General features: G+C 51.9%; 20 protein-coding genes and 1 other annotated feature. Of the genes, 10 read left to right on the top strand and 10 right to left on the bottom strand.

What is annotated here, in order from left to right; genetic code table 11:
• Positions 1–2277 carry a thiosulfate reductase PhsA gene (phsA, locus tag F4V72_RS18650; RefSeq protein ID WP_150342490.1) on the bottom strand — a complete coding sequence of 759 codons (2277 nt, stop codon included), beginning with the start codon at positions 2275–2277 and terminating at the stop codon, positions 1–3.
• A 401-nt stretch (positions 2278–2678) separates the two neighbouring features.
• Here phsA and sbcB point away from each other — a divergent pair, with 401 nt between their 5' ends.
• The gene (gene sbcB, locus F4V72_RS18655) at positions 2679–4103 is read left to right on the top strand and encodes an exodeoxyribonuclease I (protein WP_023245855.1); all 1425 of its coding nucleotides are present in this window, start codon (positions 2679–2681) and stop codon (positions 4101–4103) included.
• Positions 4104–4242: 139 nt separating this feature from the next.
• On the opposite strand, the gene plaP is transcribed toward sbcB, so the two are convergent.
• From plaP to F4V72_RS18675, 4 genes are all read right to left on the bottom strand, one after another.
• On the bottom strand, positions 4243–5601 hold the full coding sequence (gene plaP, locus F4V72_RS18660; RefSeq protein ID WP_136058208.1) for a putrescine/proton symporter PlaP: 1359 nt from the start codon (positions 5599–5601) through the stop codon (positions 4243–4245).
• Positions 5591–5653, bottom strand: a complete 63-nt coding sequence (gene yoeI, locus F4V72_RS18665) for a membrane protein YoeI (RefSeq protein ID WP_096335044.1) — start codon at positions 5651–5653, stop codon at positions 5591–5593. The genes plaP and yoeI overlap by 11 nt, the downstream gene beginning before the upstream one ends.
• Positions 5654–5886: 233 nt before the next feature.
• Positions 5887–6801 (bottom strand): LysR family transcriptional regulator, encoded by a 915-nt coding sequence (locus F4V72_RS18670; RefSeq protein ID WP_023245857.1) that lies wholly within the window; start codon positions 6799–6801, stop codon positions 5887–5889.
• Between the two features lie 45 nt (positions 6802–6846).
• On the bottom strand, positions 6847–7671 hold the full coding sequence (locus tag F4V72_RS18675) for an SDR family oxidoreductase (RefSeq protein ID WP_053510325.1): 825 nt from the start codon (positions 7669–7671) through the stop codon (positions 6847–6849).
• Between the two features lie 162 nt (positions 7672–7833).
• Here F4V72_RS18675 and hisL point away from each other — a divergent pair, with 162 nt between their 5' ends.
• From hisL to hisIE, 9 genes are all read left to right on the top strand, one after another.
• Positions 7834–7884: a his operon leader peptide gene (gene hisL, locus F4V72_RS18680; protein ID WP_001364200.1), complete on the top strand. Its 51-nt coding sequence runs from the start codon at positions 7834–7836 to the stop codon at positions 7882–7884.
• Positions 7860–7983: a sequence feature (His leader region), on the top strand. Its footprint overlaps the gene before it by 25 nt.
• Positions 7984–8029: 46 nt before the next feature.
• Entirely contained in the window at positions 8030–8929 is a 900-nt protein-coding gene (gene hisG, locus F4V72_RS18685) for an ATP phosphoribosyltransferase (protein ID WP_000886600.1), read from the top strand.
• A gap of 102 nt (positions 8930–9031) precedes the next feature.
• The gene (gene hisD, locus F4V72_RS18690) at positions 9032–10336 is read left to right on the top strand and encodes a histidinol dehydrogenase (RefSeq protein WP_053510327.1); all 1305 of its coding nucleotides are present in this window, start codon (positions 9032–9034) and stop codon (positions 10334–10336) included.
• Positions 10333–11412: a histidinol-phosphate transaminase gene (gene hisC / locus F4V72_RS18695; protein ID WP_085347976.1), complete on the top strand. Its 1080-nt coding sequence runs from the start codon at positions 10333–10335 to the stop codon at positions 11410–11412. The genes hisD and hisC overlap by 4 nt, the downstream gene beginning before the upstream one ends.
• Positions 11409–12476, top strand: a complete 1068-nt coding sequence (gene hisB / locus F4V72_RS18700) for a bifunctional histidinol-phosphatase/imidazoleglycerol-phosphate dehydratase HisB (protein WP_023245861.1) — start codon at positions 11409–11411, stop codon at positions 12474–12476. The genes hisC and hisB overlap by 4 nt, the downstream gene beginning before the upstream one ends.
• The gene (gene hisH, locus F4V72_RS18705; RefSeq protein ID WP_136058207.1) at positions 12476–13066 is read left to right on the top strand and encodes an imidazole glycerol phosphate synthase subunit HisH; all 591 of its coding nucleotides are present in this window, start codon (positions 12476–12478) and stop codon (positions 13064–13066) included. The genes hisB and hisH overlap by 1 nt, the downstream gene beginning before the upstream one ends.
• Positions 13066–13803 (top strand): 1-(5-phosphoribosyl)-5-[(5-phosphoribosylamino)methylideneamino]imidazole-4-carboxamide isomerase, encoded by a 738-nt coding sequence (gene hisA, locus F4V72_RS18710; protein ID WP_136058206.1) that lies wholly within the window; start codon positions 13066–13068, stop codon positions 13801–13803. The genes hisH and hisA overlap by 1 nt, the downstream gene beginning before the upstream one ends.
• Positions 13785–14561, top strand: coding sequence for an imidazole glycerol phosphate synthase subunit HisF (hisF, locus tag F4V72_RS18715; RefSeq protein WP_023245864.1), 777 nt, complete (start codon positions 13785–13787; stop codon positions 14559–14561). The genes hisA and hisF overlap by 19 nt, the downstream gene beginning before the upstream one ends.
• Entirely contained in the window at positions 14555–15166 is a 612-nt protein-coding gene (hisIE, locus tag F4V72_RS18720) for a bifunctional phosphoribosyl-AMP cyclohydrolase/phosphoribosyl-ATP diphosphatase HisIE (RefSeq protein ID WP_063390588.1), read from the top strand. The genes hisF and hisIE overlap by 7 nt, the downstream gene beginning before the upstream one ends.
• Positions 15167–15261: 95 nt before the next feature.
• Here the strand turns inward: hisIE and wzzB are convergent, their stop codons facing one another.
• The 5 genes from wzzB to gndA form a co-directional block, all read right to left on the bottom strand.
• Positions 15262–16245, bottom strand: coding sequence for an LPS O-antigen chain length determinant protein WzzB (gene wzzB / locus F4V72_RS18725; protein ID WP_023245866.1), 984 nt, complete (start codon positions 16243–16245; stop codon positions 15262–15264).
• A 145-nt stretch (positions 16246–16390) separates the two neighbouring features.
• Complete coding sequence (ugd, locus tag F4V72_RS18730; RefSeq protein ID WP_136058205.1) at positions 16391–17557, bottom strand: UDP-glucose 6-dehydrogenase; 1167 nt, start codon at positions 17555–17557, stop codon at positions 16391–16393.
• Positions 17558–17841: 284 nt separating this feature from the next.
• Positions 17842–18300, bottom strand: coding sequence for an IS200/IS605-like element IS200F family transposase (tnpA, locus tag F4V72_RS18740; RefSeq protein ID WP_000502119.1), 459 nt, complete (start codon positions 18298–18300; stop codon positions 17842–17844).
• 252 nt (positions 18301–18552) lie between these two features.
• Positions 18553–19011, bottom strand: coding sequence for an IS200/IS605-like element IS200F family transposase (gene tnpA / locus F4V72_RS18750; RefSeq protein ID WP_000502119.1), 459 nt, complete (start codon positions 19009–19011; stop codon positions 18553–18555).
• A 187-nt stretch (positions 19012–19198) separates the two neighbouring features.
• Positions 19199–20605, bottom strand: coding sequence for an NADP-dependent phosphogluconate dehydrogenase (gene gndA, locus F4V72_RS18755; RefSeq protein ID WP_136058204.1), 1407 nt, complete (start codon positions 20603–20605; stop codon positions 19199–19201).
• Between the last annotated feature and the right edge of the window lie 76 nt (positions 20606–20681).

Genomic DNA, 20681 nt, shown 5'->3' on the forward strand with positions numbered 1-20681 from the left:
TCATGCCCGGCTCAGCGTCACGCCTGCGGTATGCACTACCGTACCGGATACCGGGCTCGTCACGTGCGGCAGTAAATTGCCGCAGTGGATGCCGTGTGTCGTCGCCGCTGTTTTGGCCCCGGCTTTCGCGCCAAATCCCATATAGACGAATAGCGTGTCCGGACGGATGCCGGGCGTCACCAGCGCCTTACCTTTCTCTTTACCCGTGGCATTTTCCAGCCAGATCTCATCGCCGGTCTTAATGCCTTTTTCTTGTGCCGTTTGCGGATGGACCCAAACCGCGTTATCCCACATCAGCTCGCTGAGTAAAGGTACGTACTGCGTCGCGCCATTAGTATGAACGGCCACCTTGCCCTGAATGAAGTAAAGCTCATTCTCTTTTTTGAGCGCAAAATCACGAACGCGCGGAACGCCGTAGCCTGGGAGCAATTCCTCCAGGGTTGCGGAATAAAGTTCGATTTTACCGGAGGGAGACTTGAAGCGAAGCTGTTCGCCATAGGTGTTATCGCTGTCCGTCGCAGTAGCGCCGGGATAACGCGCCGTAAACTGGCGAACGGATTCCGGTTCGCGTAATAGCAGCGGGATGCCCCATTCGAGATACCCTGTCTGTCGCAGTTCCTTCGCTAAGGCATGGTCGCCGTTCAACTGATAGAGTTGGCGCGTCTGCATATCCTGCCAGGGATAGTACTGCCCTAATCCTAACTGCTCGCCAAGTTCTTTCCAGATTTGCCAACTCGGACGCGCCTCGCCAATCGGATCTACGACCTGTTGGCGTAGAGCGTAAGCCGGGTGCAGCCCCGACATATCCGATATCTCTTCGTCCCGTTCGAGATAAGTGCATTCCGGCAGCAGATAGTCGGCATACGCCGCGCTCTCACTCAAATAGACATCGCAGCTAACCACCAGATCCAGTTGCTCAGCGGTTTTTACCAGGTCCGGACGACAGGTGACGGTCTGGAAAGGATTATGCCGCGACATAATCCACGCCTTTATCGGGTAAGGCTTCCGGGTTAACGCCGCGTCAATAATGCTTTGCACCACGCCGCCACCAGCGGCGATATATTTAAACTGCGGTGCGACCAGGTCGATTCGTTGCGCCGTCGGTTTCGGCATATTTTTAATGTTGAGTTTCGCCAGCGTGGGCGCGACCTTTTCCCCCGCCAGTTTGTTGTAAACCGACGCGCCTTTTTTCTGATATAGCCCGCCTTCGCGCTCAATATTACCGAGCAGTACATTAAGCGTAAAAATCATACGCCGCATATCGATCTCTTCCTGCGAGAACGTCGCGCGATGACCAGGACTGACAATAGCATGAGGCGCGCAGGCGGCCAGTTCGCGTGTCACCCGGACAATGACGTCGGCAGGGACATCGGCCTGCGCAGCGGCCCATTCCGGCGTCGTCTCTTTTACCGCCTGTGCTAACTGTTCAAATCCGCTGGTATAACGCTCAACAAAAGACGCATCGTAGAGCTGTTCGTCAATCATGACGTGGCACATCGCCAGCAGAACCGCTAAATCACCGCCGGGACGAATAGCGTGCCACTCATCCGCCTTGCTGGAAAATATCGACAGACGCGGATCGAAGCTGACCATTTTGGCCCCCTTCTCCTGCGCGGTCATTAATTCATGGGTATCCGCAACTTCAATGCCTTCATACAAATTGTGACCAAACGAAACCAGATAGCGCGTGTTAGCGATATCCATCGCCAGATCGCCGCCCATCATCACTTTTGCCGCGATGGCTTTCCCGGCAGGGCATGTTGAGGCATGAGTAAAGGTATTAGGCGAACCAAAGGCAGTAGCCAGATGGAAAAGATGGCTGGAGAGCGAGCCCGATTTGGAAGAGAAAACCACGCTCTCGGGGCCATGCTGCGCTTTGATGGCATTCATTTTCGTCGCGATTTCCTGGTAAGCCTGTTGCCAGCTAATCACCTGCCATTCACCGCCGCCGCGCGGTCCGGTGCGTTTCATGGGTTTCACAATCCGTTGCGGGTCATTGACCAGGCTGACGCCGCTTCCGCCCCTGGCGCATACGCGCGTCCCCTGCTGCGGCGCAGAAGGATTACCCTGAATAAAAACGGTCTTGTTATTGACTACCTGCGCCTGAATAGGGCAACGAAAAGAACACATTTCGCACAAACTTGGCGTTAGCGTGGTTTTACCGTTAATATCGGCAATCGGATTGCGCGCCAGCGCCCCGGGCGGAAAAGCGCCCAGCGCGCAGGCAGAGCAGCCGATGCCTACCCCCTGCAAAAAAGAACGACGACTAATGCTCATATAACCTCCTGTTATTAGATATAGCTGAAGATTATATTTAATTTGTATTATGAAATTTCGGCTTTACTCACAATTTGAAACAGTTGTTAAAATGAACATATGAATACATAAAACCTTTTGTTTTATAAAGATTTTATATTTTCTGAACACGCACATTGAATGTAATTAAATAATCACAAGAATTATCAAACAACCTACTGTTAATTATAAGAATGATACAACTCCAATAACACGTAATAACATTTTAAAAAAGACGATTAATTCCAGTAATTCTCCCGTGGCGTTTTTACTGACGACATTCTTCATACACTCCCGCAATCTTCACATGCCGTGCTGATTAGCATGGCGATTTTTGGTACTCTTACTACAGCGCTAAAATTGATACCGGATATCATCACCCCATGACTGACGATAAGCAGCAACCTACCTTTTTATTTCACGATTACGAAACCTTCGGTACGCATCCGGCCCTCGACAGACCTGCGCAATTCGCTGCGCTCCGTACGGATAACGACTTCAACGTTATTGGCGAGCCGGAAGTGTTTTACTGCAAACCCGCCGATGATTATCTGCCGCAGCCCGGCGCGGTGCTGATTACCGGCATCACACCGCAGGAAGCGCGTGAGAAAGGAGAGAACGAAGCCGCTTTCGCCAGACGCATTCATGCGCTGTTTACCGTTCCTAAAACCTGCGTTGTAGGCTACAACAATGTGCGTTTTGACGATGAAGTCACACGCAATATTTTTTATCGCAACTTTTACGATCCCTACGCCTGGAGCTGGCAGCATGATAATTCACGTTGGGATCTATTGGATGTCATGCGCGCCTGTTATGCGCTGCGCCCGGAGGGAATTAACTGGCCGGAAAACGACGACGGCCTGCCCAGCTTTCGTCTGGAACATTTAACCCAGGCGAACGGTATCGAACACAGCAACGCTCACGATGCGATGGCGGATGTCTACGCCACTATTGCGATGGCGCAACGGGTGAAAACACGCCAGCCGCGGCTGTTTGATTATCTTTATAGCCACCGCAGTAAACATAAACTGGCGGCGCTGATTGACGTTCCGCAAATGAAGCCGCTGGTGCATGTCTCCGGCATGTTTGGCGCGTGGCGCGGTAATACAAGCTGGGTCGCGCCGCTGGCGTGGCATCCTGAAAACCGTAACGCGGTGATCATGGTCGATTTAGCAGGCGATATTTCCCCTCTTCTTGAGCTGGACAGCGATACCCTTCGCGAGCGGCTTTATACGGCCAAAGCCGATCTTGGCGATCACGCCGCAGTGCCGGTAAAGCTGGTGCATATCAATAAATGTCCGGTACTGGCACCGGCGAATACCTTGCGCCCGGAGGATGCCGACCGGCTGGGAATTCATCGCCAGCACTGCCTGGATAACCTGAAAGTGCTGCGTGAAAACCCGCAGGTCCGCGACAAAGTGGTGGCTATTTTCGCCGAAGCCGAACCTTTTGCCGCCTCGGATAATGTTGATGCCCAGCTCTATGATGGTTTTTTCAGCGATGCCGATCGCGCAGCCATGAAAATCGTACTCGAAACCGAACCACGTAACCTGCCCGCGCTGGATATTACCTTTGTCGATAAGCGCATTGAGAAGCTACTGTTTAATTACCGCGCGCGCAATTTTCCCGGTACGCTGGATGACGCAGAGCAGCAGCGCTGGCTGGCGCATCGCCGTCAGGTGCTGACGCCGGAGTTTTTACAACAGTATGCCAACGAATTGCAGATGCTTTCTCAGCAGTATGCGGAAGATAAAACGAAGCTGGGGTTACTGAAATCACTGTGGCAGTATGCAACTGAGATCGTGTAATTGACCAATGCCTGATGGCGCTGCGCTTATCAGGCCTACAGGGCCAGCGTTTACGCCACCATCCGGCAAACGTGGTGGATGACAGAGAAAAAACCGGAGGCAGTGCCTCCGGTTTTGCTATTGTCGATAATACGCGCGATTACGCGACGTCTTCGTACTGTGGAACCGGGTTGCGGAAGCTTTTGGTTACGCACGCCAGATAAATCAGCCCGATACCCGCCCAGATCAGGCCCAGTACCATTGAGCTCTCTTCCAGGTTAACCCACAACGCGCCAACCGTCAGCGCGCCGCACATCGGCAGGAACAGATACTGGAAGTGATCTTTCAATGATTTATTACGCTTCTCACGGATCCAGAACTGCGAAATTACGGACAGGTTAACGAAGGTAAACGCGACCAACGCGCCAAAGTTAATCAGCGCTGTCGCCATCACCAGGTCAAAATTAATCGCCAGCAGCGCGATCGCCCCGACCAGAATGATGTTCATCGCTGGCGTACGCCATTTCGGGTGAACATAACCGAAGAAGCTTTTCGGGAATACGCCGTCACGTCCCATCACGTACATCAGGCGCGCTACGCCTGCGTGCGCCGCCATACCGGAAGCCAGTACGGTGATAGTAGAGAAGATCAGCGCCCCCACCTGGAAGGTTTTACCCGCCACGTACAGCATGATTTCCGGCTGAGACGCATCCGGATCTTTAAAGCGAGAGATATCCGGGAAGTACAATTGCAGGAAATAGGTCGCAAAAATGAAGATCAGGCCGCCAATCAGTGCGGTCAGGAAAATCGCACGCGGGATCACGCGTTCAGCATCTTTGGTCTCTTCCGACAGGTTACTGATGCCGTCAAAGCCGGTAAAGGAGAAGCACAGGATCGTCGCTCCCGTAATCATCGGAATAACGTGCGCATCGCCGGACCAGAACGGACGGGTGCTCGTCAACGTACCGGCGCCTTCGCCTTCAAATACGCCATAAACCACCATGCCCAGAATGACCGCAATCAGCACCACCTGTAGCACCACAATCACGGTGTTGAAGTTAGCGACCGATTTGAGGCTGCGCAGGTTAAAGGCCGTCATAAAGGCCACCAGCGCCACGACAAACACCCATGACGGAATGGAGGGCACCAGCGCTTCAAAATAAATTTTCGCCAACAGAATGTTGATCATCGGCGCGAACAGATAATCGAGCAGAGAAGACCACCCCACCATAAAGCCAACGGTCGGGCTGATAGATTTCTGGGCATAGGTGTACGCCGAACCCGCGGAAGGGTAGCGACGTACCAGTTTCCCGTAGCTCAACGCCGTAAACAGAATCGCGATTAACGCGAATGCATACGCCGTCGGTACGTGACCGTCAGTGAGGCCTGAAACGATACCAAATGTATCGAACAGCGTCATCGGCTGCATATAGGCAAGACCCATCATTACAACCGGAACTAACGTAAGCGTTTTACGTAATTCCACGCGAGAGGTGTTTGGAGTAACGTTATGCGACATGGTCATTCTCCTTTACGGCGAATGCCGTCGCGTAAGCAAAAAATTGCCCCATTTTCTGGATTCCTCAGCGACAACAACTGTCGATTTTTAAGTAAGTATCTATCCGGTACGAAGCCCGGCCTCTTGGTATTGAATGATGTGTTTGAAGCAAAAAAATAACCGACGCGTATTAAAACGTCGGTTAGTGTCATTTTTTGCAAGCGGCGTATTCTGCCCTAAACTGAAGTGAAATGACAAGAGAATGAGAGCGCGTTCAAAAAATTATTTTTCATAAGCGATTGATTTTTAAACTGGCGATTTTGCATACACCCCAGCAATAGCATTATTTGCTAAAATCTCATCCCGCCACCAGCCGCTGGCCAGCCCGGCGGTCTGTTCATTCCAGCCAATCCACACCGGTTCATAGACAATTTGCGCCACAACTTTCTTCTCTATAAGCGCGCCGCTTTCCAAAAATCGCTGCGCCAGATAACGCGGTAAATAGCCGCATCCCAGGCCGCTAATTTGCAGCTCCAGCTTGGTTTTAAAATCAAACACTGTAATCGCTTCCTGAGCGTCGAGCAGTTCAGACCCTATTGATCGGGATGAATGGGCGCTATCGCCAACCACAATCGCACGAAAGCGTTTGATCGTCTGGCGGCTAAGTGGTTCCTCTTCATGAACCAGAGGATGATGAGGTGCGACAGCAAACACCAGTTCAAGATCGCCCAGTCTTGCAAAGCCAAAGCCGGTGTCAGGCGGCGGCGCGCGCATGGCGCCAACGATGATATCCGCCCTTCCCTGCGTCAGCGTCTCCCATGAGCCGCCGAGAACGCCATTAACAAATTTAAGGCGCGTCACGCTGTGGCGTTGATAAAAAGCCTCGATAAGCGGGGCCAGAAGAGAAAAGGGAAAGGTATCATCCACACCGATGACCAGTTCGTTCTCCCAGCCTTCATGCAGTTTAATCGCCTGCTTTTCCAGCTCGCGAACGGTATGCAGCACTTCACGGCCTTTTTCCAGTAGCATTTTACCGGTTCGCGTAAATCGCGCGCGATATCCGCTACGGTCGAGCAGTTGGATATTAAGATCGTTTTCCAGCTTATGAACGGTATAACTGAGGGCGGACGGCGTTTTAAATAATTTTGCCGACGCCGCCGCGAAGCTGCCCTCTTTTTCTAACGCATCAAGAATAATCAGAACGTCCAGCAGTGGTTTCATACTCGTCCCCTTGCGCTATATGGCGGCCACCTGCTGGACAGCGACTCATTCCATCGGCATCACCAGCGGATCGGGATATTGATATTCAAATCCAAGCTCATTACAAATCCGGCTACCGTCGATAATCTTCCCTTTGCCGTTGTCCGGCGCGTCACGAAAATGCGGCGGTTCCATTCCCAGCAAGCGCGCCATTTGCGGATAGAACACGTTGCGGGCCGGATGCGCCGGCGCACATATATTATAGATGTGCCCCCCTTTCGGCGCCTGTAGCAAGAGGGTAATGGCGCCAACCACGTCTTCAAGATGCACCAGATTGACCCCGTGTTGACCATCCGGCGCGGTTTTTCCGGCAAAGAAACGTCCAGGATGGCGTCCCGGGCCGACCAACCCCGCCAGCCGCAGAATATCCACTGACGTGCCAGGCAGATTGTGCAGCCAGTCTTCCAGTTCCTTCAGCGTACGCCCACTGGCCGTGACCGGATTACGCGGCGTAGTCTCTTTCACTACGCCTTGCGCATCGCCGTAAACAGACGTCGAACTGGTAAAAATAATACGCGGGATACGATAAGCCAGCGCGCTGTCGACCAGCTCCTGCATCGCCTGCAGATAAAACTCATCTCCCGGACCGCTACGGCGCGCGGGCAGTGTTATCACCAGCGCATCGACGTCCAACAGAGCGTCAAGATCGTCTGCTTCACAGACCAGCTCCGGCTCCAGACGCAGCGGATAGCTTTCAATTCCACTCATACGGGCCGCCTCCACCCCGTCAAGGGTGGTTTTGCTGCCGGTAACCTGCCAGCCTCTCGCTGCCAGCGACATTGCCAGCGGCATGCCTAACCAACCTAAACCGACAATTGCGACCTTTTTCATCCATTTTCTCCTGACTTTAACGCCTTATACATAAGGCTACGCCAGCCCGCCGTGACTGACAATTCATACTATAAATGCGAAATGAAAAAAGCGCTTGCTTTAAGGCGTAAAAGTGGTTTAGGTTAAAAGGTATCAAATGAATAAGCATTCATCGGAATTTTTATGACACGCGTTCAATTTAAACACCACCATCATCACCATCATCCTGACTAGTCTTTCAGGCGATGTGTGCTGGAAGACATTCAGATCTTCCAGTGGTGCATGAACGCATGAGAAAGCCCCCGGAAGATCATCTTCCGGGGGCTTTTTTTTGGCGCGCGATACAGACCGGTTCAGACAGGATAAAGAGGAACACAGAATGTTAGACAACACCCGCTTACGCATAGCTATTCAGAAATCAGGCCGTTTAAGCGATGATTCACGGGAATTGCTGGCCCGCTGCGGCATAAAAATTAATTTACACACTCAGCGTTTGATTGCGATGGCGGAAAACATGCCGATTGATATCCTGCGCGTGCGTGATGATGACATTCCGGGTCTGGTGATGGATGGCGTGGTCGATCTCGGCATTATCGGCGAAAACGTGCTGGAAGAAGAGCTACTCAACCGCCGCGCGCAGGGCGAAGATCCGCGCTATTTTACCCTGCGCCGTCTTGACTTCGGCGGCTGCCGTTTATCGCTGGCGACGCCGGTTGACGAAGCCTGGGACGGCCCGGCGGCGCTGGACGGTAAACGTATCGCTACCTCTTATCCGCACCTCCTCAAACGTTACCTCGACCAGAAAGGCGTCTCTTTTAAATCGTGTCTGTTAAATGGCTCTGTCGAAGTCGCGCCGCGCGCGGGGCTGGCCGACGCTATCTGCGATTTGGTCTCTACCGGCGCGACGCTTGAAGCTAACGGCCTGCGTGAAGTCGAAGTTATCTACCGCTCTAAAGCCTGTCTGATTCAGCGCGACGGTGAAATGGCACAGAGCAAACAACAGCTGATCGATAAATTGCTGACCCGTATTCAGGGCGTGATTCAGGCGCGCGAATCGAAATACATCATGATGCACGCGCCAAGCGAACGCCTGGAAGAGGTTATCGCCCTGCTGCCAGGCGCCGAAAGGCCAACGATTCTGCCGCTGGCGGGCGAGCAACAGCGCGTGGCGATGCATATGGTCAGCAGCGAAACTCTGTTCTGGGAAACCATGGAGAAACTGAAAGCGCTTGGCGCCAGCTCGATTCTGGTACTGCCGATCGAGAAGATGATGGAGTGATCTAAAGCCTGATGGCGCTACGCTTATCAGACCTACGTAATGCGTTGATATTTTGGGTTCTGTATACCGGATAAGGCGGAACCCTGTGATGGAGTTAAGACCATGAGCTTCAATACCCTGATTGACTGGAATAGTTGTAGCCCTGAACAGCAGCGTGCGCTGCTGACGCGTCCGGCGATTTCCGCCTCTGACAGTATTACCCGGACGGTCAGCGATATTCTGGATAATGTAAAAACGCGCGGTGACGACGCCCTGCGTGAATACAGCGCTAAATTTGATAACACCGAAGTGACAGCGCTACGCGTCACCACTGAAGAGATCGCCGCCGCCGGCGCGCGTCTGAGCGACGAATTAAAACAGGCGATGGCCGCCGCCGTCAAAAATATTGAAACGTTCCATTCCGCGCAGACGCTACCGCCAGTAGATGTGGAAACCCAGCCAGGCGTGCGTTGCCAGCAGGTTACCCGTCCCGTCGCGTCTGTTGGTCTGTATATTCCCGGCGGCTCGGCTCCGCTCTTCTCAACGGTGCTGATGCTGGCAACGCCGGCGCGCATTGCGGGATGTCAGAACGTGGTTCTGTGCTCGCCGCCGCCCATCGCTGATGAAATCCTCTATGCGGCACAGCTATGTGGCGTGCAGGAAATCTTTAACGTCGGCGGCGCGCAGGCGATTGCCGCTCTGGCCTTCGGCAGCGAATCCGTACCGAAAGTGGATAAAATTTTTGGCCCCGGCAATGCTTTTGTAACTGAAGCCAAGCGTCAGGTTAGTCAGCGTCTCGACGGCGCGGCTATTGATATGCCAGCCGGGCCGTCTGAAGTGCTGGTCATCGCCGACAGTGGCGCAACGCCGGACTTCGTCGCTTCTGACTTGCTCTCGCAGGCAGAACACGGCCCGGATTCCCAGGTGATCCTGCTGACGCCAGATGCTGACATCGCCCGCAAGGTAGCGGAGGCGGTGGAACGTCAACTGGCTGAACTGCCGCGCGCAGAGACCGCCCGTCAGGCCCTGAGCGCCAGTCGTCTGATTGTGACCAAAGATTTAGCGCAGTGCGTCGCCATCTCTAATCAGTATGGACCGGAACACTTAATCATCCAGACGCGCAATGCGCGCGATTTAGTGGATGCGATAACCAGCGCAGGCTCGGTATTTCTCGGCGACTGGTCGCCGGAATCCGCCGGTGATTACGCTTCCGGAACCAACCATGTTTTACCAACCTATGGCTATACTGCTACCTGTTCCAGTCTTGGGTTAGCGGACTTCCAGAAACGAATGACCGTGCAGGAACTGTCGAAAGCGGGCTTTTCCGCTCTGGCATCAACCATTGAAACATTGGCGGCGGCAGAACGCCTGACCGCCCATAAAAATGCCGTTACCCTGCGCGTAAACGCCCTCAAGGAGCAAGCATGAGCACTGAAAACACTCTCAGCGTCGCTGACTTAGCCCGTGAAAATGTCCGCAACCTGGTACCGTATCAGTCCGCCCGCCGTCTGGGCGGTAACGGCGATGTCTGGCTGAACGCGAATGAATTCCCGACAGCGGTGGAATTTCAGCTCACCCAACAAACGCTTAACCGCTACCCGGAATGCCAGCCAAAGGCCGTGATTGAAAACTACGCGCAATATGCTGGCGTAAAGCCGGAGCAAGTGCTGGTCAGCCGCGGCGCGGATGAAGGGATCGAACTGGTGATCCGCGCCTTCTGCGAACCGGGGAAAGACGCCATTCTCTACTGCCCGCCCACTTACGGTATGTACAGCGTCAGCGCGGAAACCATTGGCGTAGAGCGCCGGACGGTTTCCGCGCTTGAAAACTGGCAGTTGGATCTACAGGGGATTTCTGACAACCTTGACGGCGCAAAAGTGGTGTTCGTTTGTAGCCCCAATAACCCCACCGGGCAACTTATCAACCCGCAGGATCTGCGCACGCTGCTGGAGTTGACACGTGGTAAAGCGATAGTCGTCGCCGACGAAGCTTATATTGAGTTTTGCCCGCAGGCCACGCTGGCAGGCTGGCTGGTTGAATATCCTCATCTGGTTATCCTGCGCACATTGTCGAAAGCTTTTGCGCTGGCGGGTCTACGCTGCGGCTTTACGCTGGCCAATGAAGAGGTGATCAACCTGCTGTTAAAAGTAATCGCCCCTTATCCGCTTTCTACGCCAGTGGCGGATATCGCCGCCCAGGTGCTGAGTCCGCAGGGAATAAACGCAATGCGCGAGCGCGTGGCGCAGACAGTGCAGGAGCGTCAGTATCTGGTGAATGCTCTGCAACAGACCGCCTGCGTAGAACACGTCTTTGACTCAGAAACCAACTATATTCTGGCGCGGTTTACCGCCTCCAGCAGCGTATTTAAATCATTATGGGATCAGGGCATTATCTTACGCGATCAGAATAAACAACCTTCTTTAAGCGGCTGCCTGCGGATTACGGTCGGCACCCGCCAGGAAAACCAGCGCGTCATTGACGCCTTACGTGCGGAGCCAGTATGAGTCAGAAGTATCTTTTCATCGACCGGGACGGAACCTTGATTTCCGAACCGCCGAGCGATTTTCAGGTAGACCACTTTGATAAACTGGCCTTTGAGCCAGAGGTAATTCCCGTATTGCTGAAGCTGCAAAAAGCCGGTTTTAAGCTGGTGATGATCACTAACCAGGATGGACTTGGCACGCAAAGCTTCCCGCAGGCGGACTTCGACGGACCGCACAACCTGATGATGCAGATTTTCACCTCTCAGGGCATACGCTTTGATGACGTGCTTATCTGCCCTCACCTGCCCGCAGACGATTGCGACTGCCGCAAGCCTAAAGTGAAGCTGGTGGAGCGCTATCTTGCGGAACAAGCGATGGATAGCGCCAACAGCTATGTGATTGGCGATCGTGCGACCGATATCCAGCTCGCTGAGAACATGGGCATTACTGGTTTACGCTATCACCGTGAAACTCTGAACTGGACGATGATTGGCGAACAGCTAACGAAACGCGATCGTTATGCGCATGTGGTCCGCAACACCAAAGAGACACAAATTGATGTCAGCGTCTGGCTGGATCGCGAAGGCAACAGCAAGATTAATACCGGCGTCGGCTTCTTTGATCATATGCTCGATCAAATCGCCACCCACGGCGGCTTTCGCATGGAGATTACCGTTAAGGGCGATCTCTATATCGACGATCATCACACGGTAGAAGATACCGGGCTGGCGCTCGGCGAGGCGTTAAAACTGGCGCTCGGCGACAAACGTGGTATCTGCCGTTTTGGCTTTGTACTGCCGATGGATGAATGCCTGGCACGCTGCGCGCTGGATATTTCCGGTCGTCCACATCTGGAATATAAAGCTGAATTTACCTACCAGCGTGTGGGCGATTTGAGTACAGAGATGATTGAACACTTTTTCCGCTCGCTCTCTTACACGATGGGCATCACTCTGCATCTCAAGACTAAGGGTAAGAACGATCACCACCGCGTTGAAAGTTTGTTTAAAGCCTTTGGTCGTACACTACGTCAGGCTATTCGCGTGGAGGGCGATACATTGCCGTCCTCGAAAGGAGTGCTGTGATGAACGTCGTCATCCTTGACACCGGCTGCGCCAATTTAAGCTCGGTAAAATCCGCCGTGGCACGCCACGGTTACCCCCCGGTGGTCAGCCGCGAACCGGAAGTGGTGCTACGTGCTGACAAACTCTTGCTACCGGGCGTCGGCACGGCGCAAGCCGCTATGGATCAACTACGCGAACGTGAACTAATCGACTTAATTAAAGCGTGTACTCAGCCGGTACTGGGTATCTGCTTAGGGATGCAACTGCTGGGTCATCGCAGCGAAGAGACGCGCGGCGTGGATCTGCTGAACATCATCGAACAAGATGTGCCGAAAATGACCGATTTTGGCCTGCCGCTGCCGCACATGGGCTGGAATCGCGTGTATCCGCAGGCGGGCAATCGGCTGTTTCAGGGCATTGAAGATGGCACCTATTTTTACTTTGTTCACAGCTATGCGATGCCGGTCAATCCGTGGACTATCGCCCAGTGTAATTACGGCGAGCCGTTCACCGCCGCAGTACAGAAAGACAATTTCTTCGGCGTACAGTTCCACCCGGAACGTTCGGGCGCGGCGGGCGCGCAGTTGCTGAAAAACTTCCTGGAGATGTAATGATTATTCCGGCATTAGATTTAATCGACGGCGTCGTGGTGCGTCTCCATCAGGGCGACTATGCCCGGCAGCGGGATTACGGTAACAATCCCCTGCCCCGTTTGCAGGATTACGCCGCCCAGGGCGCCGGGGTGCTGCATCTGGTCGATCTCACCGGTGCTAAAGATCCGGCTAAACGACAGATATCGCTGATCAAAACGCTGGTCACGGGTGTAAATATTCCCGTACAGGTCGGCGGCGGCGTGCGTACCGAAGAAGACGTTGCGGCATTACTGAAGGCTGGCGTTGCCCGTGTGGTCGTGGGTTCAACGGCAGTAAAATCCCCTGATGTGGTGAAAGGCTGGTTTGAACGTTTCGGCGCGCAGGCGCTGGTACTGGCGCTGGACGTTCGCATAGACGAACACGGCAACAAGCAGGTAGCGGTTAGCGGCTGGCAGGAAAATTCCGGCGTCTCGCTGGAGCAACTGGTGGAAACTTATCTCCCCGTCGGCCTGAAACATGTGCTGTGTACCGATATTTCGCGCGACGGCACGCTGGCAGGCTCTAATGTTTCGCTGTACGAAGAGGTATGCGCCAGATATCCGCAGATCGCCTTTCAATCCTCCGGCGGTATTGGCGATATCGATGATATTGCCGCCCTGCGCGGCACCGGCGTACGCGGCGTGATTGTCGGACGCGCGCTGCTGGAAGGGAAATTTACCGTTAAGGAGGCCATCCAATGCTGGCAAAACGTATAATTCCGTGTCTGGACGTTCGTGATGGTCAGGTGGTAAAAGGTGTACAGTTTCGCAACCATGAGATCATTGGCGATATCGTTCCGCTGGCCAAACGCTATGCCGACGAAGGCGCGGACGAACTGGTGTTCTATGATATTACCGCCTCCAGCGATGGCCGCGTAGTGGATAAAAGCTGGGTGGCGCGTGTCGCCGAGGTGATCGACATTCCGTTTTGCGTAGCGGGCGGTATTCGGTCAATTGACGACGCCGCTAAAATTCTCTCTTTCGGAGCGGATAAGATCTCTGTCAACTCCCCGGCGTTGGCTGACCCAACGCTGATTACCCGTCTGGCTGAGCGCTTTGGCGTACAGTGCATTGTCGTTGGAATTGATACCTGGTTTGACGACGCCACGGGGAAATATCATGTTAACCAGTATACTGGCGATGAGAACCGTACCCGCGTGACGCAGTGGGAGACGCTGGACTGGGTGCAAGAGGTACAACAGCGTGGCGCAGGAGAAATTGTCCTGAATATGATGAACCAGGATGGCGTGCGTAACGGTTACGATCTGACGCAGTTGAAAAAAGTCCGTGGCGTTTGCCGCGTGCCGCTGATCGCCTCCGGCGGCGCGGGCACGATGGAACACTTTCTTGAGGCGTTCCGTGATGCCGATGTCGACGGCGCGCTTGCCGCCTCCGTTTTTCACAAGCAAATCATCAATATTGGCGAATTAAAAGCGTACCTGGCAGGCCAGGGCGTGGAGATCAGGATATGTTAACAGAGCAACAACGCCGCGACCTGGACTGGGGAAAAACCAATGGCCTGATGCCAGCCATCGTGCAACATGCGGTATCCGGCGAAGTATTAATGCTGGGTTATATGAACCCACAAGCGCTGGACAAGACCATTGAGTCCGGCCACGTCACTTTCTTCTCACGCACGAAACAGCGTTTATGGACCAAAGGCGAAACCTCGGGCCATGTGTTGAATGTCGTCAGCATTGCGCCGGATTGCGACAACGACACACTGCTGGTGTTGGCAAACCCTGTCGGGCCGACCTGCCACAAAGGTACCAGTAGCTGCTTTGGCGACGCCAGCCATCAGTGGTTATTCCTGTATCAACTGGAACAACTGCTGGCAGAGCGCAAAACCGCCGATCCAGCCAGTTCTTACACGGCGAAACTGTACGCCAGCGGTACCAAGCGTATTGCGCAAAAGGTTGGCGAAGAAGGTGTAGAAACCGCGCTGGCGGCAACCGTTAACGATAGCGTTGAGCTGACCAATGAAGCGTCTGATTTGATGTACCATCTGCTGGTGCTGTTGCAGGATCAAGATCTCAACCTCACCACCGTGATTGACAACCTCCGTAAGCGCCATCAATAAGCGTAAAAAAACCGGGCAACGCCCGGTTTTTTGCTGAAGAATATTGCGTTCCGCAGAATGGATAAGGCGCTTGTGCCGCCATCCGGCAAAGACGCCTATAAGGCTTTTGGCTTATAGCTACGTAGCGCATTGCGTCCCAGCACAATCCCGGCGCCGATCATCCCGCCCAGCAGCACAGCCAGCACGAGGGTAATGGCCTTTTTCGGGCTATCGCGACGAACCGGTAACGTCGGCTTCATCACATAACGATAGACGTGCACCGTATCGGCAGTCACTTTTAGATTTTTAATATCCAGCAGTGTCTGCTTCGTCTGGTAATAGGCCGGAGAAAAGACCAGTGGACGCGTCGCTTCGTTCTGTATCATCGATTTTAGCGCATCGCTCCCCAGCAGGAACATAGTGTCCTGGGTGACATCCTGGGTTTGTTGAATCTGCGGCTGCGTGATTTTGGCCTCATCCGCATAGCGCAACGCTTCTTCGATTTGCTTTATGCGCAGATCTTTTTGATCCTGCGCCACAACTTCCTGTGTCTCAAGGGACTCCTGCAACGTTTTGGTTTGTAGCGTAATGTTATCTTCCAGGTCAACTTCCAGTTCCTTAGCGACCTCTTCATCCACCTGTTGGATATATTCCGCCAGTCGACGCTGCGCCCCTTCAGCGGTAGTACTCACATAAGTAACCGAGAGCGGCAGCGCTTGCCCTTTTACCGACTGTTCAATGGTGAGCTTTTCCGGTTCTTTCTGATTATCCAGCGCTTCCGCCAATGCGGAAAACGCAGCGCTAAAGCGGCTAATAAAACCGGACTGGACTTCAGAAATTTTAGGCGCATTTCCACCATACAAGACATTTAACGCATTGGTATAGGTGGCAACCTGCGCGGCATCGGGTTGAGTAATAATCGCCGTAGATGTCCATTTTTCTTTGGCTATCATCAGATAGCCTACAGCCAGTAAAATGGCGATAATAACAGCTACAATAATGGTCATCTTCCCACGCCATAACTGTAGCAATAAATCAATCAAATCAATCTGTTCCGGATCGTTCCCACGCCCGGAAGACGTATTACTATCCACTGTCATAGATACCCTAACTAAAAAAGGATGAAGCTGGGAATAGTTTAGTCGTAAAGCAAATATATGCTATAGGATTAATGATAAAAACAGACATTTTTTTCCATTTATTTGGTCAATAAATCATCGGGATTCATCAAGCCCCGAAGTTTTATTAGTCGCTACCGAAAAGATCGCGGGTATACACTTTTTCAGCGACATCCGAAAGCTCTGCAGCCATCCTGTTAGAAATAATAACGTCCGCCTGTTGTTTAAAGCAGCGCAAATCACGCTCAAGGCGAGAGTTGAAAAAAGCGTCTTCTTTCATTACCGGTTCATAGATAATGACCTCTACGCCTTTCGCTTTAATGCGCTTCATAATCCCCTGAATCGATGAGGCGCGGAAGTTATCGGAGCCACTCTTCATGATCAGGCGATAAATTCCCACCACCTTAGGTTTTCGGGCGAGGATAGCGTCGGCAATAAAATCTTTACGTGTACGATTTGCTTCAACGATAGCGGAAATAATATTATTAGGCACCGACTTATAGTTAGCCAGCAACTGTTTGGTATCTTTTGGCAAACAATATCCGCCATAACCAAAAGAGGGATTATTATAATGGTTGCCAATACGCGGATCGAGGCACACCCCTTCAATAATTTGTCGGGTATTTAATCCTAACGTTTCAGCATAACTGTCTAATTCATTAAAATAAGCGACTCGCATGGCGAGGTAAGTATTGGCAAAAAGTTTAATGGCTTCCGCTTCAGTGGAGTCCGTAAACAGCGTTGGAATCTCCTGTTTAATAGCGCCTTCCTGGAGTAATGCGGCAAATTCTCTGGCGCGCTCAGACTGTTCCCCAATCACGATACGGGAGGGATAAAGGTTATCGTAAAGGGCTTTACCTTCACGTAAAAACTCCGGAGAGAAAATGATATTTTCTGTCGCAAACTTCTGACGCATTGCCGCCGTGAAGCCAACCGGCACCGTAGACTTAATAATCATCACTGCTGCGGGGTTGATGCTGATCACATCCTGAATGACCGATTCCACACTGGACGTATTAAAATAGTTGGTTTTGGGATCGTAATCCGTAGGCGTAGCAATGATGACGTAATCTGCATTCTGGTACGCATCAAACTTATCCAGCGTTGCCCTGAATCTGATGTTATCTTCCTTTAAAAATTGCTGAATTTCTTTATCAACAATCGGAGATATCCGATCATTTAACAGTTCAACACGGGAAGGAACAATGTCTAACGCCACCACATCATGATGTTGTGCAATAAGCAAACCATTAGACAAGCCAACATAACCCGTCCCGGATATCGTGATTTTCATTATTCGCTCTCAGAATTAACTTAATTATGAATCATGATGTATTTCGCATCCTGATAAGATATTAAAGTTTTAACGCCTGAGTATATAAAGTGCAACGCAGACGAAAACAATTCAGATTATCTTCATTACGATAAACACAGATTATTAAGTTAATATTAAGCAAAAGCGATAAATCAATAAATATCCTCCGGCATAGCCGGAGGTTTTTCTGATGCGCCTGTAAGGCTTTCTTACCAGCCGCGCCCTAACAGGCGCATACGATCTGACATTTGCATCAAACTTCGTTACTTACGGCCCGTAAACGGGCTGCCCGGATAAGGGATCGATAATTGCTCACCCATTTTATCCTCTTCAAGCTGGTGCTTTATGTAGTCCTGTATCTTCGCCGTGTTCTTACCCACCGTATCGACATAGTACCCTCTGCACCAGAACTCCCTGTTCCTGTATTTGAATTTTAGATCCCCAAACTGCTCGTAAAGCATCAGACTACTTTTACCCTTCAGATATCCCATGAAACTCGACACACTCATCTTCGGCGGGATCTCCAGAAGCATGTGAATATGATCTGCACAACATTCTGCTTCCAGAATTCGTACGTTTTTCCATTCACACAATTTTCTTAATATGCTGCCTACTGCCCTACGCTTCTCTCCATAGAACGCTTGTCTTCGGTATTTGGGCGCGAAAACTATGTGATATTTACAGTTCCATCGGGTGTGCGCTAAGCTCTTTTCGTCCCCCATTGGGACCCCCTTTTGATTTCTTGTTGAACTTTTGCAGTTGCCAGACCGCAAGATGTTTTAACAAATCAAAAGGGGTTTTAATAACTGGCTTAAAGCTGAAAGCTTTCCGGAACCCCCAGCCTAGCTGGGGGTTTTCCATAGACAATAAATATCCTCCGGCATAGCCGGAGGTTTTTCTGATGCGCCTGTAAGGCTTTCTTACCAGCCGCGCCCTAACAGGCGCATACGATCTGACATTTGCATCAAACTTCGTTACTTACGGCCCGTAAACGGGCTGCCCGGATAAGGGATCGATAATTGCTCACCCATTTTATCCTCTTCAAGCTGGTGCTTTATGTAGTCCTGTATCTTCGCCGTGTTCTTACCCACCGTATCGACATAGTACCCTCTGCACCAGAACTCCCTGTTCCTGTATTTGAATTTTAGATCCCCAAACTGCTCGTAAAGCATCAGACTACTTTTACCCTTCAGATATCCCATGAAACTCGACACACTCATCTTCGGCGGGATCTCCAGAAGCATGTGAATATGATCTGCACAACATTCTGCTTCCAGAATTCGTACGTTTTTCCATTCACACAATTTTCTTAATATGCTGCCTACTGCCCTACGCTTCTCTCCATAGAACGCTTGTCTTCGGTATTTGGGCGCGAAAACTATGTGATATTTACAGTTCCATCGGGTGTGCGCTAAGCTCTTTTCGTCCCCCATTGGGACCCCCTTTTGATTTCTTGTTGAACTTTTGCAGTTGCCAGACCGCAAGATGTTTTAACAAATCAAAAGGGGTTTTAATAACTGGCTTAAAGCTGAAAGCTTTCCGGAACCCCCAGCCTAGCTGGGGGTTTTCCATAGACAAAAAAGCCCGGTATTAAACCGGGCTTAAACATTTTTACAGAAATTATTCCAACCACTCGGTATGGAAAATGCCTTCTTTATCAGTACGTTTATAGGTGTGCGCACCAAAGTAGTCACGCTGCGCCTGAATTAAGTTAGCTGGCAGTACTGCGGCGCGATAGCTGTCATAGTAGGCCACTGCCGCAGAGAATGTCGGCACCGGAATGCCGTTCTGCACCGCGTAAGCCACGACATCTCGCAGCGCCTGCTGGTACTCATCAGCAATTTTCTTGAAGTAAGGCGCTAACAGCAAGTTAGCGATATCGGCGTTTTCTGCGTAAGCATCGGTGATCTTCTGCAGGAACTGAGCGCGAATGATACAGCCCGCCCGGAAAATCTTAGCAATCTCGCCGTAGTTGAGATCCCAGTGATATTCATCAGACGCGGCGCGTAGCTGTGAGAAGCCCTGCGCATAGGAGACGATCTTGCCAAGATACAGCGCGCGACGCACTTTCTCGATAAATTCCGCTTTGTCGCCTGCCGGTTGCGCTTTCGGCCCGGAGAGCACTTTAGATGCGGCAACACGTTGCGCTTTCAACGAAGAGATGTAACGCGCAAAGACAGATTCGGTAATCAGCGACAGCGGTTCGCCCAGATCCAGCGCGCTCTGGCTGGTCCATTTACCGGTCCCTTTGTTGGCGGCTTCATCAAGAATGACATCCACCAGGTAGTTTCCGTCTTCATCTTTTTTAGTGAAGATGTCTTTAGTGATGTCGATCAGATAACTGCTCAGCTCGCCGTTATTCCACTCGGTAAAAGTGTTCGCCAACTCTTCATTGCTGAGGTTCAGGCCGCCTTTCAGCAGGGAGTAAGCTTCAGCGATAAGCTGCATATCGCCATATTCAATACCATTGTGGACCATCTTGACGTAGTGACCAGCACCATCGTCGCCGATATAGGTCACGCACGGTTCGCCATCTTCCGCCACAGCAGCAATCTTCGTCAGGATCGGCGCCACCAGTTCATAGGCATCTTTCTGACCGCCAGGCATGATAGATGGCCCTTTCAGCGCGCCCTCTTCACCACCGGAAACACCGGTACCGATAAAGTTAAAACCTTCCGCAGACAGCTCACGATTGCGACGGATTGTGTCCTGGAAGAAGGTGTTACCGCCATCAATAATGATATCGCCTTTTTCCAGATACGGTTTCAGCGAATCGATAGCTGCATCAGTACCTGCGCCCGCTTTCACCATTAACAGGATACGACGAGGCGTTTCGAGGGATTCAACAAACTCTTTCACCGTGTAATAAGGCACCAGCTTTTTGCCGGGATTCTCGGCAATCACTTCTTCGGTCTTTTCACGGGAGCGGTTGAAAACGGAGACGGTATAACCACGGCTTTCGATGTTGAGCGCGAGGTTGCGCCCCATCACTGCCATACCGACGACGCCGATCTGTTGCTTGGACATTACATACTCCTGTCAGGTGTGGAAGTTACATATATTTCACCATTATGTGCTACAAATTTTACAGCGTAAAGCATAT

This window comes from Salmonella enterica subsp. diarizonae (genome assembly GCF_008692785.1).
In the GTDB taxonomy this organism is placed as follows: Bacteria; Pseudomonadota; Gammaproteobacteria; order Enterobacterales; family Enterobacteriaceae; genus Salmonella; species Salmonella diarizonae.